Annotated in this window: 17 protein-coding genes; 11 read left to right on the top strand and 6 right to left on the bottom strand. The window is 72.0% G+C overall.

The genetic code is table 11. The annotated features are described in order from the left end of the window. Window positions 1–354, bottom strand: coding sequence for a YrdB family protein (locus ABZ444_RS48190; RefSeq protein ID WP_358011295.1), 354 nt, complete (start codon window positions 352–354; stop codon window positions 1–3). 117 nt (window positions 355–471) lie between these two features. Between ABZ444_RS48190 and ABZ444_RS48185 the strand changes: the two genes are divergently transcribed. Next, window positions 472–1,167, top strand: coding sequence for a TetR/AcrR family transcriptional regulator (locus ABZ444_RS48185; RefSeq protein WP_358011293.1), 696 nt, complete (start codon window positions 472–474; stop codon window positions 1,165–1,167). Between the two features lie 67 nt (window positions 1,168–1,234). On the opposite strand, the gene leuA is transcribed toward ABZ444_RS48185, so the two are convergent. Continuing rightward, entirely contained in the window at window positions 1,235–2,941 is a 1,707-nt protein-coding gene (gene leuA / locus ABZ444_RS48180; protein ID WP_358011290.1) for a 2-isopropylmalate synthase, read from the bottom strand. 239 nt (window positions 2,942–3,180) lie between these two features. Further along, complete coding sequence (gene ddaH / locus ABZ444_RS48175) at window positions 3,181–3,927, bottom strand: dimethylargininase (protein WP_358011287.1); 747 nt, start codon at window positions 3,925–3,927, stop codon at window positions 3,181–3,183. Window positions 3,928–3,965: 38 nt separating this feature from the next. On the opposite strand from ddaH, the gene ABZ444_RS48170 reads away from it, so the two are divergent. From ABZ444_RS48170 to ABZ444_RS48145, 6 genes are all read left to right on the top strand, one after another. Continuing rightward, window positions 3,966–4,211 carry a DUF2630 family protein gene (locus ABZ444_RS48170; protein WP_358011285.1) on the top strand — a complete coding sequence of 82 codons (246 nt, stop codon included), beginning with the start codon at window positions 3,966–3,968 and terminating at the stop codon, window positions 4,209–4,211. A 56-nt stretch (window positions 4,212–4,267) separates the two neighbouring features. Next, on the top strand, window positions 4,268–5,242 hold the full coding sequence (locus ABZ444_RS48165; RefSeq protein ID WP_358011283.1) for a GNAT family N-acetyltransferase: 975 nt from the start codon (window positions 4,268–4,270) through the stop codon (window positions 5,240–5,242). Window positions 5,243–5,268: 26 nt separating this feature from the next. Next, on the top strand, window positions 5,269–7,317 hold the full coding sequence (locus ABZ444_RS48160) for a glycoside hydrolase family 6 protein (RefSeq protein ID WP_358011280.1): 2,049 nt from the start codon (window positions 5,269–5,271) through the stop codon (window positions 7,315–7,317). Window positions 7,318–7,426: 109 nt separating this feature from the next. Then, window positions 7,427–8,737, top strand: coding sequence for an MFS transporter (locus tag ABZ444_RS48155; RefSeq protein WP_358011278.1), 1,311 nt, complete (start codon window positions 7,427–7,429; stop codon window positions 8,735–8,737). A gap of 9 nt (window positions 8,738–8,746) precedes the next feature. After that, window positions 8,747–9,412 carry a response regulator transcription factor gene (locus tag ABZ444_RS48150; RefSeq protein WP_358011276.1) on the top strand — a complete coding sequence of 222 codons (666 nt, stop codon included), beginning with the start codon at window positions 8,747–8,749 and terminating at the stop codon, window positions 9,410–9,412. Further along, complete coding sequence (locus tag ABZ444_RS48145; RefSeq protein WP_358011274.1) at window positions 9,409–10,734, top strand: HAMP domain-containing sensor histidine kinase; 1,326 nt, start codon at window positions 9,409–9,411, stop codon at window positions 10,732–10,734. Before ABZ444_RS48150 ends, ABZ444_RS48145 begins: the two co-directional genes overlap by 4 nt. Here the strand turns inward: ABZ444_RS48145 and ABZ444_RS48140 are convergent. Further along, the gene (locus tag ABZ444_RS48140) at window positions 10,725–11,624 is read right to left on the bottom strand and encodes a TAXI family TRAP transporter solute-binding subunit (RefSeq protein WP_358011271.1); all 900 of its coding nucleotides are present in this window, start codon (window positions 11,622–11,624) and stop codon (window positions 10,725–10,727) included. The genes ABZ444_RS48145 and ABZ444_RS48140 overlap by 10 nt on opposite strands. Before the next feature lie 26 nt (window positions 11,625–11,650). Here ABZ444_RS48140 and ABZ444_RS48135 point away from each other — a divergent pair, with 26 nt between their 5' ends. Both ABZ444_RS48135 and ABZ444_RS48130 read left to right on the top strand, forming a co-directional pair. Next, window positions 11,651–12,382, top strand: a complete 732-nt coding sequence (locus tag ABZ444_RS48135; protein WP_358011269.1) for a Mut7-C RNAse domain-containing protein — start codon at window positions 11,651–11,653, stop codon at window positions 12,380–12,382. A 324-nt stretch (window positions 12,383–12,706) separates the two neighbouring features. Then, on the top strand, window positions 12,707–13,186 hold the full coding sequence (locus ABZ444_RS48130) for a hypothetical protein (RefSeq protein ID WP_358011266.1): 480 nt from the start codon (window positions 12,707–12,709) through the stop codon (window positions 13,184–13,186). A 33-nt stretch (window positions 13,187–13,219) separates the two neighbouring features. Here the strand turns inward: ABZ444_RS48130 and ABZ444_RS48125 are convergent, their stop codons facing one another. Further along, window positions 13,220–13,459, bottom strand: a complete 240-nt coding sequence (locus tag ABZ444_RS48125) for a DUF397 domain-containing protein (RefSeq protein WP_357979305.1) — start codon at window positions 13,457–13,459, stop codon at window positions 13,220–13,222. After that, complete coding sequence (locus ABZ444_RS48120) at window positions 13,450–14,223, bottom strand: helix-turn-helix transcriptional regulator (RefSeq protein WP_358011264.1); 774 nt, start codon at window positions 14,221–14,223, stop codon at window positions 13,450–13,452. Before ABZ444_RS48120 ends, ABZ444_RS48125 begins: the two co-directional genes overlap by 10 nt. 107 nt (window positions 14,224–14,330) lie before the next feature. Here ABZ444_RS48120 and ABZ444_RS48115 point away from each other — a divergent pair, with 107 nt between their 5' ends. Beyond that, window positions 14,331–14,771: an ATP-binding protein gene (locus tag ABZ444_RS48115; protein ID WP_358011262.1), complete on the top strand. Its 441-nt coding sequence runs from the start codon at window positions 14,331–14,333 to the stop codon at window positions 14,769–14,771. 67 nt (window positions 14,772–14,838) lie between these two features. Next, window positions 14,839–15,732 carry an AfsR/SARP family transcriptional regulator gene (locus ABZ444_RS48110; protein ID WP_358011260.1) on the top strand — a complete coding sequence of 298 codons (894 nt, stop codon included), beginning with the start codon at window positions 14,839–14,841 and terminating at the stop codon, window positions 15,730–15,732. The last annotated feature ends 11 nt before the right edge of the window (window positions 15,733–15,743 follow it).

Raw genomic sequence — 15,743 nt, 5'->3', positions numbered from 1 at the left:
TCAGACCTGCTTCCAGATGACGCGCAGCAGCGCGTTGACGACGAAGACTGCGGCGAAGACGATCGCCGGGGTGACCCGGCCCGCGGCGTAGAGGGCGAGCGCGCCGCCGCCGAACCAGACGATCTCCAGCACGACGCGGGCCAGGCCGGTGAGCGGGATCGTGGCGTTCGCGCCGCCTCCCGCGCCGAACAGCGCCCACGCGGCGATGAACAGCGCCGGGCCGCCCAGCCCCGCCAGGAGCTTGATCGCCCAGTTGGGGCTGAGCGTGAAGCCCCAGTAGGCCACCGCGCCCAGCACGCCGAGCTCCAGGAAGAACATCAGGGCGGCGTTGGCGTTCTTGGCGAGGGCGAGCATGGGGATCTCCTGAGGGGGTGCGCTGTTCGCTTACGAGAGCAATGCTCTCTCAAAAGAGCGGCACTCGTCAAGAGCGGTGCTCTCGTTTTTTGCCAGTGCTCTGATAACCTGCTGTCCATGACAGCCAGCCGAACCGCGCGGGAGCGCGTGAGAGCCGAGCTCACCAGGGAGATCACCGACATCGCCCGCCGCCAACTGGCCACCGACGGCGCGGGCGGCCTGTCGCTGCGGGCCGTGGCGCGGGAGATGGGCATGGTCTCCTCGGCCATCTACCGCTACTTCCCGAGCCGCGACGACCTGCTGACCGCCCTGATCATCGACGGCTACAACGCGCTGGGCGAGGCCGTCGAGCAGGCCGAGGCCGCCTGCCCGCGCACGGCCCACCTCGACCGCTGGCTGGCCGCCGGCCATGCCGTACGCGACTGGGCGGTGACCCACCCCCACGAGTACGCCCTGCTCTACGGCTCGCCCGTGCCCGGCTACCAGGCGCCGCAGGACACCGTCGCGGCCCGGCTGCGCGACGTCACCGTGCTCGGCGCGATCGTCATCGACGCCTGGGACGCGGGCGGGCTGCACCCGCCGGCCGCCCCCGAGCCGCCCGCCGAGGTGGCCGCGGACGCCGAGAACATCCGCGCCCTGATGCCCGGCGTGCCCGACGACGTGGTGTGGCGGGCGATGGTGTCCTGGTCGACGCTCTACGGCTGGGTCAACTTCGAGGTGTTCGGCCAGTTCAACAACACGATCGACAGCCGGCGGGCGGCCTTCGACCACGCGCTGCGGCTGGCCGCGGCGGCGCTCGGCCTCGCCACGTGATCGGAACGTCCCGGCAAGGCGAAAGGGGCAGGAGTACCCGGCACTCCTGCCCCTTTCCGCGAGAACGTCAGCGCGCGGCGCGGTTGACCGCCGAGATGATGGCCTTGAGCGAGGCCGTGGTGGTGTTGGCGTCGACGCCCACGCCCCACAGCACCTGCCCGTCGACCTCGCACTCCAGGTAGGAGGCGGCCTTGGCGTCGCTGCCCGCGCTCATCGCGTGCTCGACGTAGTCGAGGACCCGCACCTTGATGCCGACGCCTCCGATGGCGTCGATGAAGGCCGAGATCGGGCCGTTGCCCACGCCCGCGATCTCCCGGATCTCACCGTCGAGGCGCACGTCGGCGCCGATGCGGTCTTTGTCGTCGACGGTCGACTCGTGGCGGTGGGCCATGAGGCTCAGCCGGCCCCAGCGGTTGGCGGGGTTGGGCAGGTATTCGTCGCGGAAGATCTCGTACATGGCGGTGGGGCTGATCTCGCCGCCGCCTTCGTCGGTGCGGGCCTGCACGACCTTGGAGAACTCGATCTGCAGCCGGCGCGGCAGGTCGAGCTGGTGGTCGGCCTTCATGATGTAGGCCACGCCGCCCTTGCCCGACTGGCTGTTGACCCGGATGACGGCCTCGTAGGTGCGGCCGATGTCCTTGGGGTCGATCGGCAGGTAGGGCACCGCCCAGGTGAACTCGGCCACCGGCGTGCCGGCCGCCGCGGCGTCGCGCTCCAGGTGCTCGAAGCCCTTCTTGATGGCGTCCTGGTGGGAGCCGGAGAAGGCGGTGTAGACCAGCTCGCCGCCCCACGGGTGGCGCGGGTGCACCGGCAGCTGGTTGCAGTACTCGGTGACGCGGCGGATCTCGTCGATGTCACTGAAGTCGATCTCGGGGTCGACGCCCTGCGAGAACAGGTTCATGCCCAGGGTGACCAGGCACACATTGCCGGTGCGCTCGCCGTTGCCGAACAGGCAGCCCTCGATGCGGTCGGCGCCCGCCATGTAGCCCAGCTCGGCGGCGGCCACGGCGCTGCCCCGGTCGTTGTGCGGGTGCAGCGACAGCACGATCGAGTCGCGGTGCCGCAGGTTGCGGTGCATCCACTCGATCTGGTCGGCGTAGACGTTGGGCGTGGCCATCTCGACCGTGGCGGGCAGGTTGATGATGACCTTGCGGTCGGGGGTGGGCTGCCACACCTCGTTGACGGCGTCGCACACCTCGACGGCGTACTCCAGCTCGGTGCCGGTGAACGACTCGGGCGAGTACTGGAAGAAGACGTCGACGTCGGTGGCCTCGGCCAGCTTCCTGACCAGCTTGGCGCCCTCGACGGCGATGGCGGTGATGCCCTCCTTGTCCTGGCCGAACACGACGCGGCGCTGGAGGGTGGAGGTCGAGTTGTACAGGTGGACGATGGCCTGCCTGGCGCCCTCGATCGCCTCGAAGGTGCGCTCGATCAGCTCGGGCCTGGCCTGGGTCAGCACCTGGATGACGACGTCGTCGGGGATGCGGCCCTCGTCGATGATCTGCCGGACGAAGTCGAAGTCGGTCTGGGAGGCGGCCGGGAAGCCCACCTCGATCTCCTTGTAGCCCATGCGTACCAGCAGCTCGAACATCTGGAGCTTGCGGTGGGAGTCCATCGGGTCGATCAGGGCCTGGTTGCCGTCGCGCAGGTCGACCGCGCACCACCGGGGCGCCTTGGTGATGACCTGGTCGGGCCAGGTGCGATCGGTCAGCCTGATCGGTTCGAACGGCTGATAACGATGGGCCGGCATGGGACTGGGCTGCTGGGCGTTCATGTCTGCTGCTCCTCGTCGGTCGAGTCGAAAGCGGCCGACGCGCATGACTGGCTCCGCGACGAGGGAGCCGGCCTTACAGGCCCTCGCCGCGGCAGCTAAGAAGCAGCCCGCGCAGCATGCCAAGCACGCTACCAGACGTCTCGGGATTCGCTGCCCTTGATCTCATATCATGAGAGCCGATCGGTCCACCGATGGTGAAACACCTGGTCAGGGCCGTGAAATTCCGGCGCGGGCCATCGCTAGTCCGGGATGAGCACGCTCAGGCAGGTGACGCAGCCCTCCAGCCGCTCGAACTCCGAGATGTCCACCCTCGTCACGACGAGCCCGCGCTTCTCCAGCATCGCCGCGGTCCTCGGGGCGGAGGCGGCCAGCAGCACCCGGTCACCGCCCAGCGGCACCACGTGCGCGCCCGGCTCCTCCGGCGGTTCCAGCAGGCCCGGCAGCTCGACGCGACCGGGATCGCCGATGAGCGTCCCGTCGGGCAGGGCGGTCACCGCCGACTTCAGGTGCAGCACGCCGCGCAGGTCCACGGGCACGACCCGGCGCTCGGGCAGCAGGGCGGCGAGCTGGGTGACGCCCTCGTCGTCGGTGCGGGCCGACCTGCCGACGTACACGGTGGGGCCGACCTGGAGCACGTCGCCGCCGTCCAGGGTGCCGGGGCGGGCGATCCTGACCGCCTTCAGGCCGAGCTCCCGTACGGCCCGCTCCACGGACTCCACCTCCGGACGCCGCTCCGGCGCGCCCGGCCGGGTGAGCACGGCCAGCCGCCCCGACACCACCACGGCGTCCTCCACGAAGGGCGCGTCGGGCAGATGGTCGGCGTCGTCGGCGTAGACCGGCCGCCATCCGGCCGCGGCCAGCGCCGCGACGTAGGCGTCATGCTGGTGACGTGCTCGTTCGTGGTCCACGGGCGCGCGCTCGATGTGCGTGACGATGCCCTCGGCGATCCGGGGTCCGGGCTTCCTTACCAGCGCAATACCAGGCATAGGGCGTGTTCTATCACGCAGTCGTTAGAGTCTTGGGCATGCGGGACGACGAGATTCTCACCAGGATCAGCGCCTTGGTCGCCGAGGAGCACGAGCTGCGCGGCAGGCTGTCGGCGGGCGAGGTCACCTCCGACGAGGAGCACGCGCGGGTCAAGCAGCTGGAGGTGGCGCTCGACCAGTGCTGGGACCTGCTCCGCCAGCGCCGGGCCAGGCGCGGCGCGGGCGAGGACCCCGACAGCGCGGCCGTCCGCCCGGCCGGCGAGGTGGAGAACTACCGGCAGTAGGGCCCCGGCGGTAAAACGGCTGGCAGGGAGCGGTGCCGATGCGATTGGCTGGACTGATGCACATCCAGCCAATCGACTTCGACCGGCCGGGCGAGCTGATGACGGGCCTGCACGACGCCTACCTGGCCGCCCACGCGCACGAGCCCGGCCCCAAGTTGTCACTCGCCCGCCTCTCCGTCATCGCCCGCCTGGGCAGCCCCGGCGACCAGGTCGAGACGTGGGTGGCGACCGACGGCGGCAAGGTCACCGGCGGCTACTCCCTGGCGCTGCACCAGTACGACAACCGGCACATGGGCTGGCTCTTCCCGCTCGTGGTCCGGCCCGAGCTGCGCGGCCGCGGCCTCGGCGGCGAGCTGTTCGAGCACGTCCTCGGCCGGATGCGCGCCCACGGCCGCACCCTGCTGCTCACCGAGACCCCCACCACCGGCGTCGGCGCCCGCTTCGCCCGCGCCCACGGGATGACGGTCGCTCTCCAGGAGGCCCGTCGCACGCTCGACCTGCGCACGGCCGACTGGGCCGCGCTGCGCGGCATGCTGCCCGAGGTGCCCGGCTACCGCGTCGAGCGGTTCGTCGGCCCGGCCGGTCCTGAGCTGCTGGCCGACCTCGCCACGCTGATGAGCGGCATGAACGACGCCCCGCGCGACGCCGACGTCGAGGACATGACCTTCAGCCTCGACCGCCTGCGCCTGCGCGAGGAGCGCGTCACGCTCGGCGGCGAGACCTGTTACACGATGATCGCCAGGCGCGACTCCGACGGCGCGCCCGCCGGCTACACCCGGATCTACCTCACCGCCGACCGCTCCGACGGCTGGGGCCACCAGGCCGACACCACCGTCCTGCGCGAGCACCGCGGCCACCGCCTGGGCCTGCTGCTCAAGCTGTCCAACCTGCTGTGGCTGCGCGAGCGCGAGCCGCACCTGGAGCGGATCATCACCTGGAACGCCACGTCCAACGCCCACATGCTGGCCATCAACGAGGCCATGGGGTTCGAGCTGCTCGACGAATGGGACGAGTGGCGGCTGACGGTCTGACCTTTCCCCGGCTAACCTGACACGTCATGACGTTGGAGGCGTTGAGGGACGCGGATCCGCGGCAGGTGGGGCGCTACGCCCTCCTGGGCCGGCTGGGCGAGGGCGGCATGGGCGTCGTCTACCTGGGCGAGGACCCCGGCGGCACGCGGGTGGCCGTCAAGCTCATCCACGCCAGGATGGACGCCGACCCCGACTTCCGGCGCAGGTTCGCCCGCGAGGTGGCCGCGGCCCGGCGGGTCGCCCGCTTCTGCACCGCCCCGGTCCTCGACGCCGACGTGCACGCGGACGTGGCGTACCTGGTCACCGAGTACGTCGAGGGGCCCAGCCTGGACGACGCGGTGCGCGACTCCGGGCCGCTGAAGGGCTCCGCGCTGGACGGGCTGGCCGCGGCCATGGCGATGGCGTTGCGGGCCATCCACGGGGCCGGGGTGGTGCACCGTGACCTCAAGCCGTCGAACGTGCTGCTGTCCCAGGTGGGGCCCAAGGTCATCGACTTCGGCATCGCGCGGCTGGCGGAGTCGGAGATGAGCAGCGCGATCGTGGGGACGCCGTCGTACATGTCGCCCGAACAGGTGGCGGGGTCGCGGGTCGGGCCGGCCTCGGACATCTTCTCGTGGGGCTGCACGGTCGCCTTCGCCGCCGGGGGGCTGCCGCCGTTCGGGTCGGGGTCGGTGCCGACGATCCTGTTACGCATCGTCAACGAGGCTCCCGAGCTGCGGGGGTTGTCGGGGCCGCTGCTGGACCTGGTGACCGCGTCCCTGTCCAAGAGCCCGGCCGCCCGCCCCACGGCCCAGGACCTGCTGGACCATCTCAGCACCGCCACCCCCTCAGCCGCCCTCCCCACCCCCCCTCCCGCCGGGACGCCGGACACTCTTCCCCCTTCACCCCCCGAAGAGACGACGGCGGGGAAGCGGCGGACGAGGCTCCTGGCCACGGCCACGGCCGCGGCCGTCGTGGTGGCGGCCGCCGGCGTCACCACGGCCCTGCTGTGGCCACACGACGACACCCCCGCGAGCAGCCGCACGGCCACCACCACGACACCGGCCTCCACCGCGACACCCCGCAACCCGCTGCGTGAGAACGGCGTCACCTTCTCCTCCGAGAAGGAGAAGGCCGCCGCCCGCCAGGCCGCCGTGTGGCGGAAGGACCGCCCGGCCGACGCCGCGCTCATGGACCGGCTGGCCGCCGTCCCCCACGCCATCCGCCTGAACCAGCCCGAGGTCAGGGCCACGGTCGAGACCGCCGTGACCGCCGCGCAGGAGGCGGGGGGCGTGCCCGTGTTCCTGATCAACTACATGCCGGGCGGCGGCGACTGCGCCGCCACGGGCGCCGGCGAGATGAAGGTCTACCAGCAGTGGGTCGAGGGCGTCGCCCGCCAGATCGGGGACCGCAAGGCCGTGATCATCCTGGAGCCGTCCAGCCTGGTCAACCTCCCCGGCACCAAGGACTGCACGCTGGCCGGCACGGCCGAGCAGCGCTACCGCGACCTGCGCGAGGCGGTGCGGTCGCTCAAGACCGGGCACGCCGGCACGGCCGTCTACCTCGACGGCAGCCAGGACCTCTACCCCGGCACCGAGGTCATGGCCCAGCGCCTGATCGGCGCGGGGATCGACCAGGCCGACGGGTTCTTCGTCAACACCGCCTCCTTCCAGCGCACCCCCAGGGCCGTCGAGTACGGCAAGTCGCTGTCGGCCTGCATCGCCGTCATGCGCAGGACCGGCGGCACCACCTGCCCGAAGGACGCCGACCCCGGCGAAGACCTGCCGCACTTCGTGGTGGACACGGCCAGGAACGGCCAGGGCTCGTGGTCGCCGACGAAGAAGTACAAAGACCCGCAGACCTGGTGCAACCCACCGGGCCGTGGCGTCGGCGAGCGGCCCACGACCGACACGGGCGAGGAGCTGGCGGACGCCTACCTGTGGATCACCCGGGCCGGCAGCTCCGGCGGACGGTGCCGGCGCGGCACGGACGGCGACAAGGACCCCGAGCGCGGCGTGGTGGCGCCGGAGAGCGGCGAGTGGTGGGCCGACCTGGCGCTCGAACGCGCGAAGAACGCCCGGCCCCCGTTGCGCTGAGGAAAACCCGATGTTAAGCGCACGTTAGATCTGAGCCGCCGCACCTTGTCCGAACAACCTTCTGGGGAGAGGCTCTGGCCTGCACCCACTCCCCCCCAGGAGGTCCTACATGAACAAAGCGCGCGTGCCGTGGAAGGCAGTGATCGGCGGCTCCGTCGGCAATCTGGTCGAGTGGTACGACTGGTTCGTCTACAGCAGCTTCGCCGTGTACTTCGCCGCTTCGTTCTTCCCTGACGGGGACGACACGGCCAAGCTGCTCAACACCGCGGCCATCTTCGCCGTCGGCTTCTTCATGCGCCCGCTCGGCGGCTGGCTGCTCGGCCGCTACGCCGACCGCCGGGGCCGCAAGGCGGCGCTCACGCTCACCGTCACGCTGATGTCGGCCAGCGCGCTGCTGATCGCCGTCGCCCCGACGTACGAGTCGGTCGGCTACGCCGGCGCGCTGGTCCTGGTGGTCGCGCGGCTGCTCCAGGGCCTGTCGGTCGGCGGCGAGTACGCCGCCAGCGCCACGTACCTGACCGAGGCCACCCCGCGCGGCCGGCGCGGCTTCGCCTCCAGCTTCCAGTACGTCTCCATGACCGCCGGTCAGCTCGTCGGCCTCGGCCTGCAGATCATCCTGCAGAACACGATGTCGAAGGAGGCCCTGAACTCCTACGGCTGGCGCGTGCCGTTCGTGGTCGGTGCCGTGGCCGCCGCCGTGGTGTTCTACCTGCGCCGCAGCCTGCTGGAGACCGAGGCGTACGGCGAGGAGGAAGAGGAGCGCCGGGACAAGGGCACCATCAGGCAGCTCCTCGCGCACAAGAGGGAGGCGCTGCTGGTCATCGCCCTGACCATGGGCGGCACGGTCGCGTACTACACCTACACGACGTACCTCACCAAGTACCTGTCGAACACCGCGGGGCTGGCGAAGGAGACGGCCACGCTGGTCAGTTTCTGCGCGCTGTTCATCTTCATGTGCCTGCAGCCGCTGGCCGGGGCGCTGTCGGACCGCATCGGGCGCAGGCCGCTGCTGATCACGTTCGGGATCGGGTCGATGCTGGGGACGGTCCCGTTGATGACCGCGCTGGGCGGGGCGAGCGGCTTCGGGGGCGCGCTCGTCCTGTCGCTCATCGGCCTGGTGATCGTCACCGGCTACACCTCGATCAACGCCGTGGTGAAGGCCGAGCTGTTCCCGACGCACGTGCGCGCGCTGGGGGTGGCGCTGCCGTACGCGATCGCGAACGCCCTGTTCGGCGGCACCGCCGAGTACGTCGCCCTGTGGTTCAAGGACAAGGGCATCGAGTCCGGCTTCTTCTGGTACGTCTCCGCCTGCGCCGCCGTCTCCCTGGTCGTCTACCTGACCATGCGCGAGACCCGCGACGCGGCGCTGTCCCGCAGTGAGGGCGCCGAGCCGTCGGATCCGGTCACCGCCCGCGTCTAACCTGGCACCATGCGGGTTCTCCTGGTCGAGGACGACGATCGCCTCGCCGCCGCGCTCACCACGGCGCTGGCCCGGCACGGCCATTCGGTCACCCGCGCCGGCCTGGCCGTCGACGCCCTCCGCCTGGCGGGGGGCGTCGACTTCGTGCTGCTCGACCTGGGCCTGCCCGACATGGACGGGCTCGACGTGCTGCGCCGGCTGCGCCGCGTCTCGGCGGTGCCGCTCATCGTGGTCACCGCGCGCACGCAGGAGCGCGAGGTGCTGCGCGGCCTGCGCTCGGGGGCCGACGACTACCTGGTCAAGCCGTTCCGCACGGTCGAGCTGATGGCCCGCATGGAGGCGGTGCTGCGGCGCGGCACGCGTCCGATGCCGGTGCGCGACCACGTGGTGTGCGTCGGCGACGTGCGCATCGACCTGGAGTGCAGGCAGGTCACGGTGGCCGGCCGGCAGGTGGCGCTGACCAGGCGCGAGTTCGACGTGCTGGCGCTGCTGGCCCGTGAACCGGGCGTGGTGCGCAGCCGGGAGGAGATCCTCGACGAGGTCTGGGGCGATCCGCTGCTGTCGGCGTCCCGGTCGCTCGACGTGCACGTGGCGGGGCTGCGGTCCAAGACCGGGCGTCCCGGGCTGGTGGAGACGTTGCGCGGCACCGGCTACCGGCTGGGCCCGGCGGGGTGAACGCGCGTCTGGTGGTCACGTTCACCACGCTGATCGTCTTCCTGATCGCGGCGCTGGCGGTGCCGCTCGGCCTGGCCTACGCCTCCCACCGGACCAACCGTCTGCTGCTCGACCGGCGCGCCGACGCCACCCGTTTCGCCGAGCTGGCCGACGCCGCGGCCCGCGACGACGACCGTACGGGCCTGATCACCGAGGTCTCCCGCTACGCCGACCTGTACGGCGCGGCCGTCCGGGTGCGCGACCGCGACGGCTCGATCCTGGTCTCGGCCGGCCGGTTCGAGGCCGACGACCGGGAGGCGACCCGGCTCGCGCTGTCCGGCCGCACGACCGAGGACCTGCCCACGGTCAGCCCGTTCGGCCCGGCCACGGTGCTGCTGGCCGAGCCCGCCGGGCGTGACGCCCAGCTGTCCGGCGTGGTGCTGCTGGAGGCCCCGACCGGGCAGGCCCGGCTGGACGTCTCGCTGGTCTGGGGCGCGCTGGCGGCGGGGGCGCTGGTCGCGCTGGCCTGGTCGGCGCTGGCGGCCCGGCGGCTGGCCCGCTGGATCCTGCGGCCGGTGACCGAGCTCGACCGCACCACGCGGGCCATCGCGCAGGGTCAGCTCGACGCGCGGGCGCATCCCGGGGCGGGCCCGTCGGAGCTGCGGCGGCTGGAGGAGCGTTTCAACGCGATGGCCGACGCGGTCTCGGCGGCGATGGAACGGCAGCGCGCGTTCGTGGCCGACGCCTCGCACGAGCTGCGCACCCCGCTGACCGTGCTCGGGCTACGGCTGGAGAACCTGGAGCCGCACCTGCGCGAGGAGGGCACGGCCGAGTACGCCGAGGCGATGTCCGAGCTCGACCGGCTGGCGCTGCTGGTGGAGGACCTGCTGGCGCTGGCCAAGGTCGAGGCGGGCGCGGGCCTGGCGGGCAAGGAGGTCGTGCTCGGCGAGCGGCTGGCGGTGTGGCGCGAGGTCTACACGGCCAAGGGCGTGTGTCTGGTGGCCGACGTCCCCGCGGGCGCGGTGGTGCCGGAGGCGGCGGCCAGGATCGCCGACATCGCCCTGGACAACGCCCAGAAGTTCGTCCCCGAGGGCGGCACGGTGACGGTCACGCTCGACGGCGAGATGCTGCGCGTCGCCGACGACGGGCCGGGGCTGGGCGAGGAGGAGCGGGCCGAGGCGCTGGGGCGGTTCTGGCGGTCGGGGGCGCACGCGAACGTGCCGGGCAGCGGGCTCGGCCTGGCCATCGCCGCCGAGCTGGCCAAGGCGTGCGGGGGCACCCTGCGGCTGCTGCCCGCCGTGCCGCACGGGCTGGTGGTCGAGCTGGCCCTGGCTCAGCCGTAGACCGAGCGGTAGTAGCGGGCCGCGCCCGGGTGCAGGGGCACGACGCCGGTGCCGATGGCGTAACGCCGGTCGAGGCGGCCGCCGGGGGCCGAGGGGGCCTGGAGGCGGTCGCGGGCCCGGAAGAGCGTCTCGGTGACGGTGAAGGCCAGGTCGTCGGGGAGCGTCGTACGGCACATCAGGTAGCTCGGCGTGCCCACGGTCGGCACCTGCCTGGCCAGCCCGTACGCGCCGGCCGGCACGGCGGCGTGCTCGTAGACCGGCCCGTAGCGGCGGCGCAGCACCGGCACCAGCGACTCCAGCGGCACCAGCGCGATGTCGTCGCGCGCGGCGAGCGCGGGCGTCGGCACGCCGCCCGACCAGAAGAACGCCTCGATGCGGCCGCCACGCAGCTCGGTGAGCGAGGCGTCGAGGCCGAGCCTGGTGATCCGCGGCGGCGTGCGCAGCCCGGCGGCCGACAACACGCGCGTCGCGGTCACCGCCGTGCCCGACCCCTCGACCCCGATCGACACCGGACGCCCCGCCAGGTCGCCGACGCCGGTGATGCGCGCGCCCTCGCGCACGACCAGATGCACGTAGTTCATGTACATCCGGGCCAGCGCGGAGACCGGCTGGTGGCGCACCCTGACCGCGTCGTCGGCGCTGTCGGCCAGCGCGAACCCGACGTCGGCCCGGCCGCCGGCCATCATGGTGAGGTTCTGGACGCTGGCCGCGGTCTCCACCACCCGCACGGTCAGCCCGTCGCGCCGCAGCTCGCCCGCCAGCCGCTGACCGAGCGCGCCGTACGGGCCGCCCGCCAGCCCGGTGACCAGCCGCAGCTCGGCGGGCCTGGCCGTGGAGCAGCCGGCCGCGAGCGCGGCGAGCCCGACGAAGGCCCGGCGGGATATGGGCATGATTTCACGGTATCCGGTCCCGCAGAATGGACAGTGTGACCGAACGGGACGCACGCCTGCGCATCGCCGCCGAGCTGAGGATGTTCCTGCCCGTGAGCCGCCGGCGGGAGTGGCAGCGGGTGACCACCGACGGCACCTCGACGCTCGGCCATCACGTGGAGTCGCTCGGCATCCCGCTGACCGAGGCCGGCCCGATGGTGTCGGACGGCCGCGGCGTGGCCCCGTCCCACCTGCTCGCGCCGGGCGAGACGGTCGAGGTGCACCCGATGCCCCGGCCGCAGCCGCTGCCCGCCGAGCCGCGGTTCCTGCTCGACGTGCACCTCGGCACGCTGGCCCGGCGGCTGCGCCTGCTCGGCGTGGACACCGCCTACCACAACGACATGGACGACCCGGCGCTGGTGGTCCAGGCCAACGAGGAGCGGCGGGTGCTGCTCACCCAGGACCGCGGCCTGCTGCGCCGCCGCGCGCTGTGGCTGGGGGCCTACGTCCGCGGCTCGCGCCCCGCCGACCAGCTCCGCGACGTGCTCGAACGCTTCGAGCCGCCGCTGGCCCCCTGGACGCGCTGCACGGCCTGCAACGGCGTGCTCGTGCCGGTGTCGAAGGAGGAGGTCGGGCCGCTGCTGGAGGCCGGCACCCGGCGCAGCTACGACGCCTACGGCCGGTGCGGCGACTGCGGCCAGGTCTACTGGCAGGGCGCGCACAGCGACAACCTTGAGGAGATCGTGCAATCAGCGCGCATTTGGGCCAATAGCCGCTGATTCCCCTTTGAGAACGACCGTCAAGTTGATCTCAAAAACACCCTCGGCCGGGGGTTACGCGGACGATCAAGGGTATGAGCAGGGGAAACGGCATCACCCGAAATCGGGTGCACGCTGACACCCTTCCACCCCGTTGAGCAAAAGACTCCAATTCGACGTTTATCCGGAAAAATTCGGACACGTCGCGTTTCCGCGTATCCATCTCGCGGCGCACGATCGGGGGAAATACCGCAAATGGCCAAGAATCGAAAGCTCGGCCACGGCGCCGGGCCCGCTCCTCGCGTATGGAGCGTCAGAAGGAAGTGGGCGACCGCCATTGTCGGCATGGCCACGACGCTGGTGGGCCTGCCCGGCGTCGTGGTGAAGTACAGCCAGGCGCAGAGCGAGCGGGAGACGCCCCGGCTCGTCATCACCGCGCCCGTCACCGGCCCCGGGGCCACCGCCTCGCCCTGCCCGCTGGTGAGAGGCACCGCCACGCTGCCCGAGGGCACGACCCTGCTGATCGGCGTCCGCCGCACGACCGGCACGCCGCGCACCAGGCACACCCGCTTCTACCGCGTCGACACCGTACGGGCCTCCGGCCAGTGGGACGTGCCCGTCTCGCTCGAAGGCGGCGACCCCGCCATGGCCGGGGAGTGGTATTCGATCACCGCGCTCACCGTGCCGACCGAGTGGGCCGACTTCCTGGAGAAGGTCGGCGGCACCCCGGGCGATCCGCTGATGTCCGCGTCCGCGATGCCGCCGCACGTGGGCGAGACGCCCTCCATAGAGGTCCAGCGGGACGCCGGTCCGGCCACCTGCTGAACCCCGCCCTGAACCTCGCCGTGGACCTCGCCGTCAGGCGCGGTCGAACTCGCTCGCCTTCACGCCCGCCACGAACGCGTCCCACTCGGCGGGCGTGAAGAACAGCTTGGGCCCGTCGGGGTCCTTGGAGTCACGCACGACGACCAGCTCGGCCTGCCCGCCCTTGTGCTCAGGGCCGCCGGGAACGTTCTTGAGCTCGGCGATCTCCACGCAGTTGCCGCCGTTGTCGCCGGAAAAACTGGACTTCTGCCACTGGGCATAGCTCAGGTCCATCGTTCCACCATGGCTTTCTTTATCGTTTCAAGGGACATGCTCAAGGGCAACGCCTCGGTACGGATGGCCTCGAACCGCTCCACGGCCGCCGAGACGTCCTCATGATCGCTCGTGGTGATGCCGCGCACCGCGGTTTCCGCGTACAACACCTCGGAGCCTCCGTCCAGGGTCGCGATCACGAAGCCACCCGTCAAGCCGGAGTGCAGCCCGTGCGGGAGGACCTGGATGCTGAGCCGCGCGGTCACCGCGTCGAGCAGCCGCCGGAGCTGACCCTTCATCAGCTCCGGCCCGCCGATGGGCCGGAACAGCACCGCCTCGTCGATGACGCAGCGCAGCGACGGAGGGTCGTCGCGGGCAAGGATCGCCTGCCTCTCCATGCGCGCCGCCACCGCGGCCTCGTTGCCGCGCAGCAGGGCGCGGGCGTACTGCTCGGTCTGCAGGAGGCCCGGCACCAGGAGCGGCTCGTAGGTGCGCAGGGTGAGCGCCGCCTGCTCCTTCTCGTGCCACTTGCCGAACCAGGAGGGGAAGATCTGGCCCTTGCGCCAGTCGAGCAGGCGGCGCAGGGCTCCGCCGGTGCCGAGGGCCTTGTCGCAGGCCTCGGCGAACTCGGGGCTGGCCGGCAGCTGACCGGTCTCGACGCCGCTGATCAGGCCCTCGCTGAAATGGATGCGCTCGGCGAGCTGCCCCTGCGTCAGGCCCGCCGACTTCCGGTAGTGCCGCAACTCCCTGCCCCAAATCGCCTGAGGCGCGTAGAAGTCGGCCACTCCGCCCTCCCCTCGCCCGGGTTCAACGCCAACGGCACGGACTTCAAAGTCCACTCCTTGCAATCAGATCACTACCGACCGTAGTCATATGGCGTCACGCTGGCCACATGAAATCCGAAAGTCCCGCCGTGACGCTCGCCGACCGGCGGCCCCTGCCGGACACGGTCCTCGGCGAGCGGCGGATGCCCAGGCACCCCGGATGCGTCTCCTCCGTCCGGCGGTTCGTCCGCGACGTCGCCACGGATCACGAAGCGGCGCAGGCCGCGGTCGAGATCGCGCAACTGCTCGTCTCGGAGCTGGCCACCAACGCGCTCACCCACGACTCCTCGACCGAACCCGTCCGGGTCGTGGTGGTCAGAGAGGGCCGGCTGCTGACCGTGGAGGTCCGCGACTCGTGCGCGGCACTCCCCCGGATGGGCCAGGCCGATCCGCTGGCCTGCCGGGGGCGGGGGCTGGCCATCGTCCATCGGCTGTCCTACGACTGGGGCTGGAACCCCGTGCCGCCCGGCAAGGCTGTCTGGTTCCAGGTCGTCGCCTGGACGTCCTAGCGAGTAAGTGAGGGGGCCGCCTGGATGTGCCATCCTGATCAACGTCCCCTCCCCGAAGGATGGCCGCGTGGAATTCCGCATCATGGGGCCGCTCGACGTCCGCGACGGCGGCCGGGATCGTACCCCCACGACCCCGAAGCACCGGGATCTGCTGGCGATGTTCCTGCTGAACGCGGGCCGCCCGCTGACCGTGGAGCGGCTGCGCCGGCTGCTGTGGCCGCGCGAGGGCGGCGACCGCTCCGACTCCCTGGTCCGCGGGTACGTGGGCCAGCTCCGCCAGCTCCTGGGCAAGGACGTGATCACGACCGTGTCCGGCTCGTACGTGCTGGCGATCGGCGCGCACCAGCTCGACGTCGACCGGTTCCGGCTGCTGGTCGACCGCGGCTCGTACGAGGAGGCGCTGTCGCTGTGGCGCGGCCCCGCGCTGGACGACCTCGACCCCGACGGCGAGCGGTGGGAGGAGACCCGGCGCCTGCGCGAGGAGCTGGAGGAGCTGCGCCTGCTCGCCCTGGAACGCCGCGTCCAGGCCGACCTCGACGCCGGCCGCCACCGCGAGCTGCTGGCCGAGCTGAAGCGGCTGACCAATCAGCACCCGCTGTGGCAGCGCTTCCGCGGCCAGTACATGCTGGCCCTCTACCGCAGCGGCCGCCGGGTCGACGCGCTGGCCGCGTACGCGGTGCTGCGCGACCAGCTCGACGGCGGCCACGCCATCGAGCCCGACCCCGAGCTGCAACTGCTCTACCACCGCATGCTCCACGACGACGTGTCGCTGCACGTCTCGGCCGGCCCGCCGGTGCTGCTGCCGCCGGACATCGCCAACTTCACCGGCCGCGCCGACCTGCTCGACCGGGTGGTCGGCGGCCACGTCGTCGTGCACGGCCAGGCCGGCGCGGGCCACTCGGGGCCGGGCGGGCACCCCCCCAGGCCGGGCCCCGAGTCAATAACCCCCCGCCACCAGTAAGCGGACCAGAG

Origin of the sequence: Nonomuraea sp. NPDC005730, from assembly GCF_040630865.1 — a bacterium.
Taxonomy (GTDB): Bacteria; Actinomycetota; Actinomycetes; order Streptosporangiales; family Streptosporangiaceae; genus Nonomuraea.
Note: the sequence above shows the minus strand (reverse complement) of the source record. Positions and strands in the feature narration are given on the sequence as shown.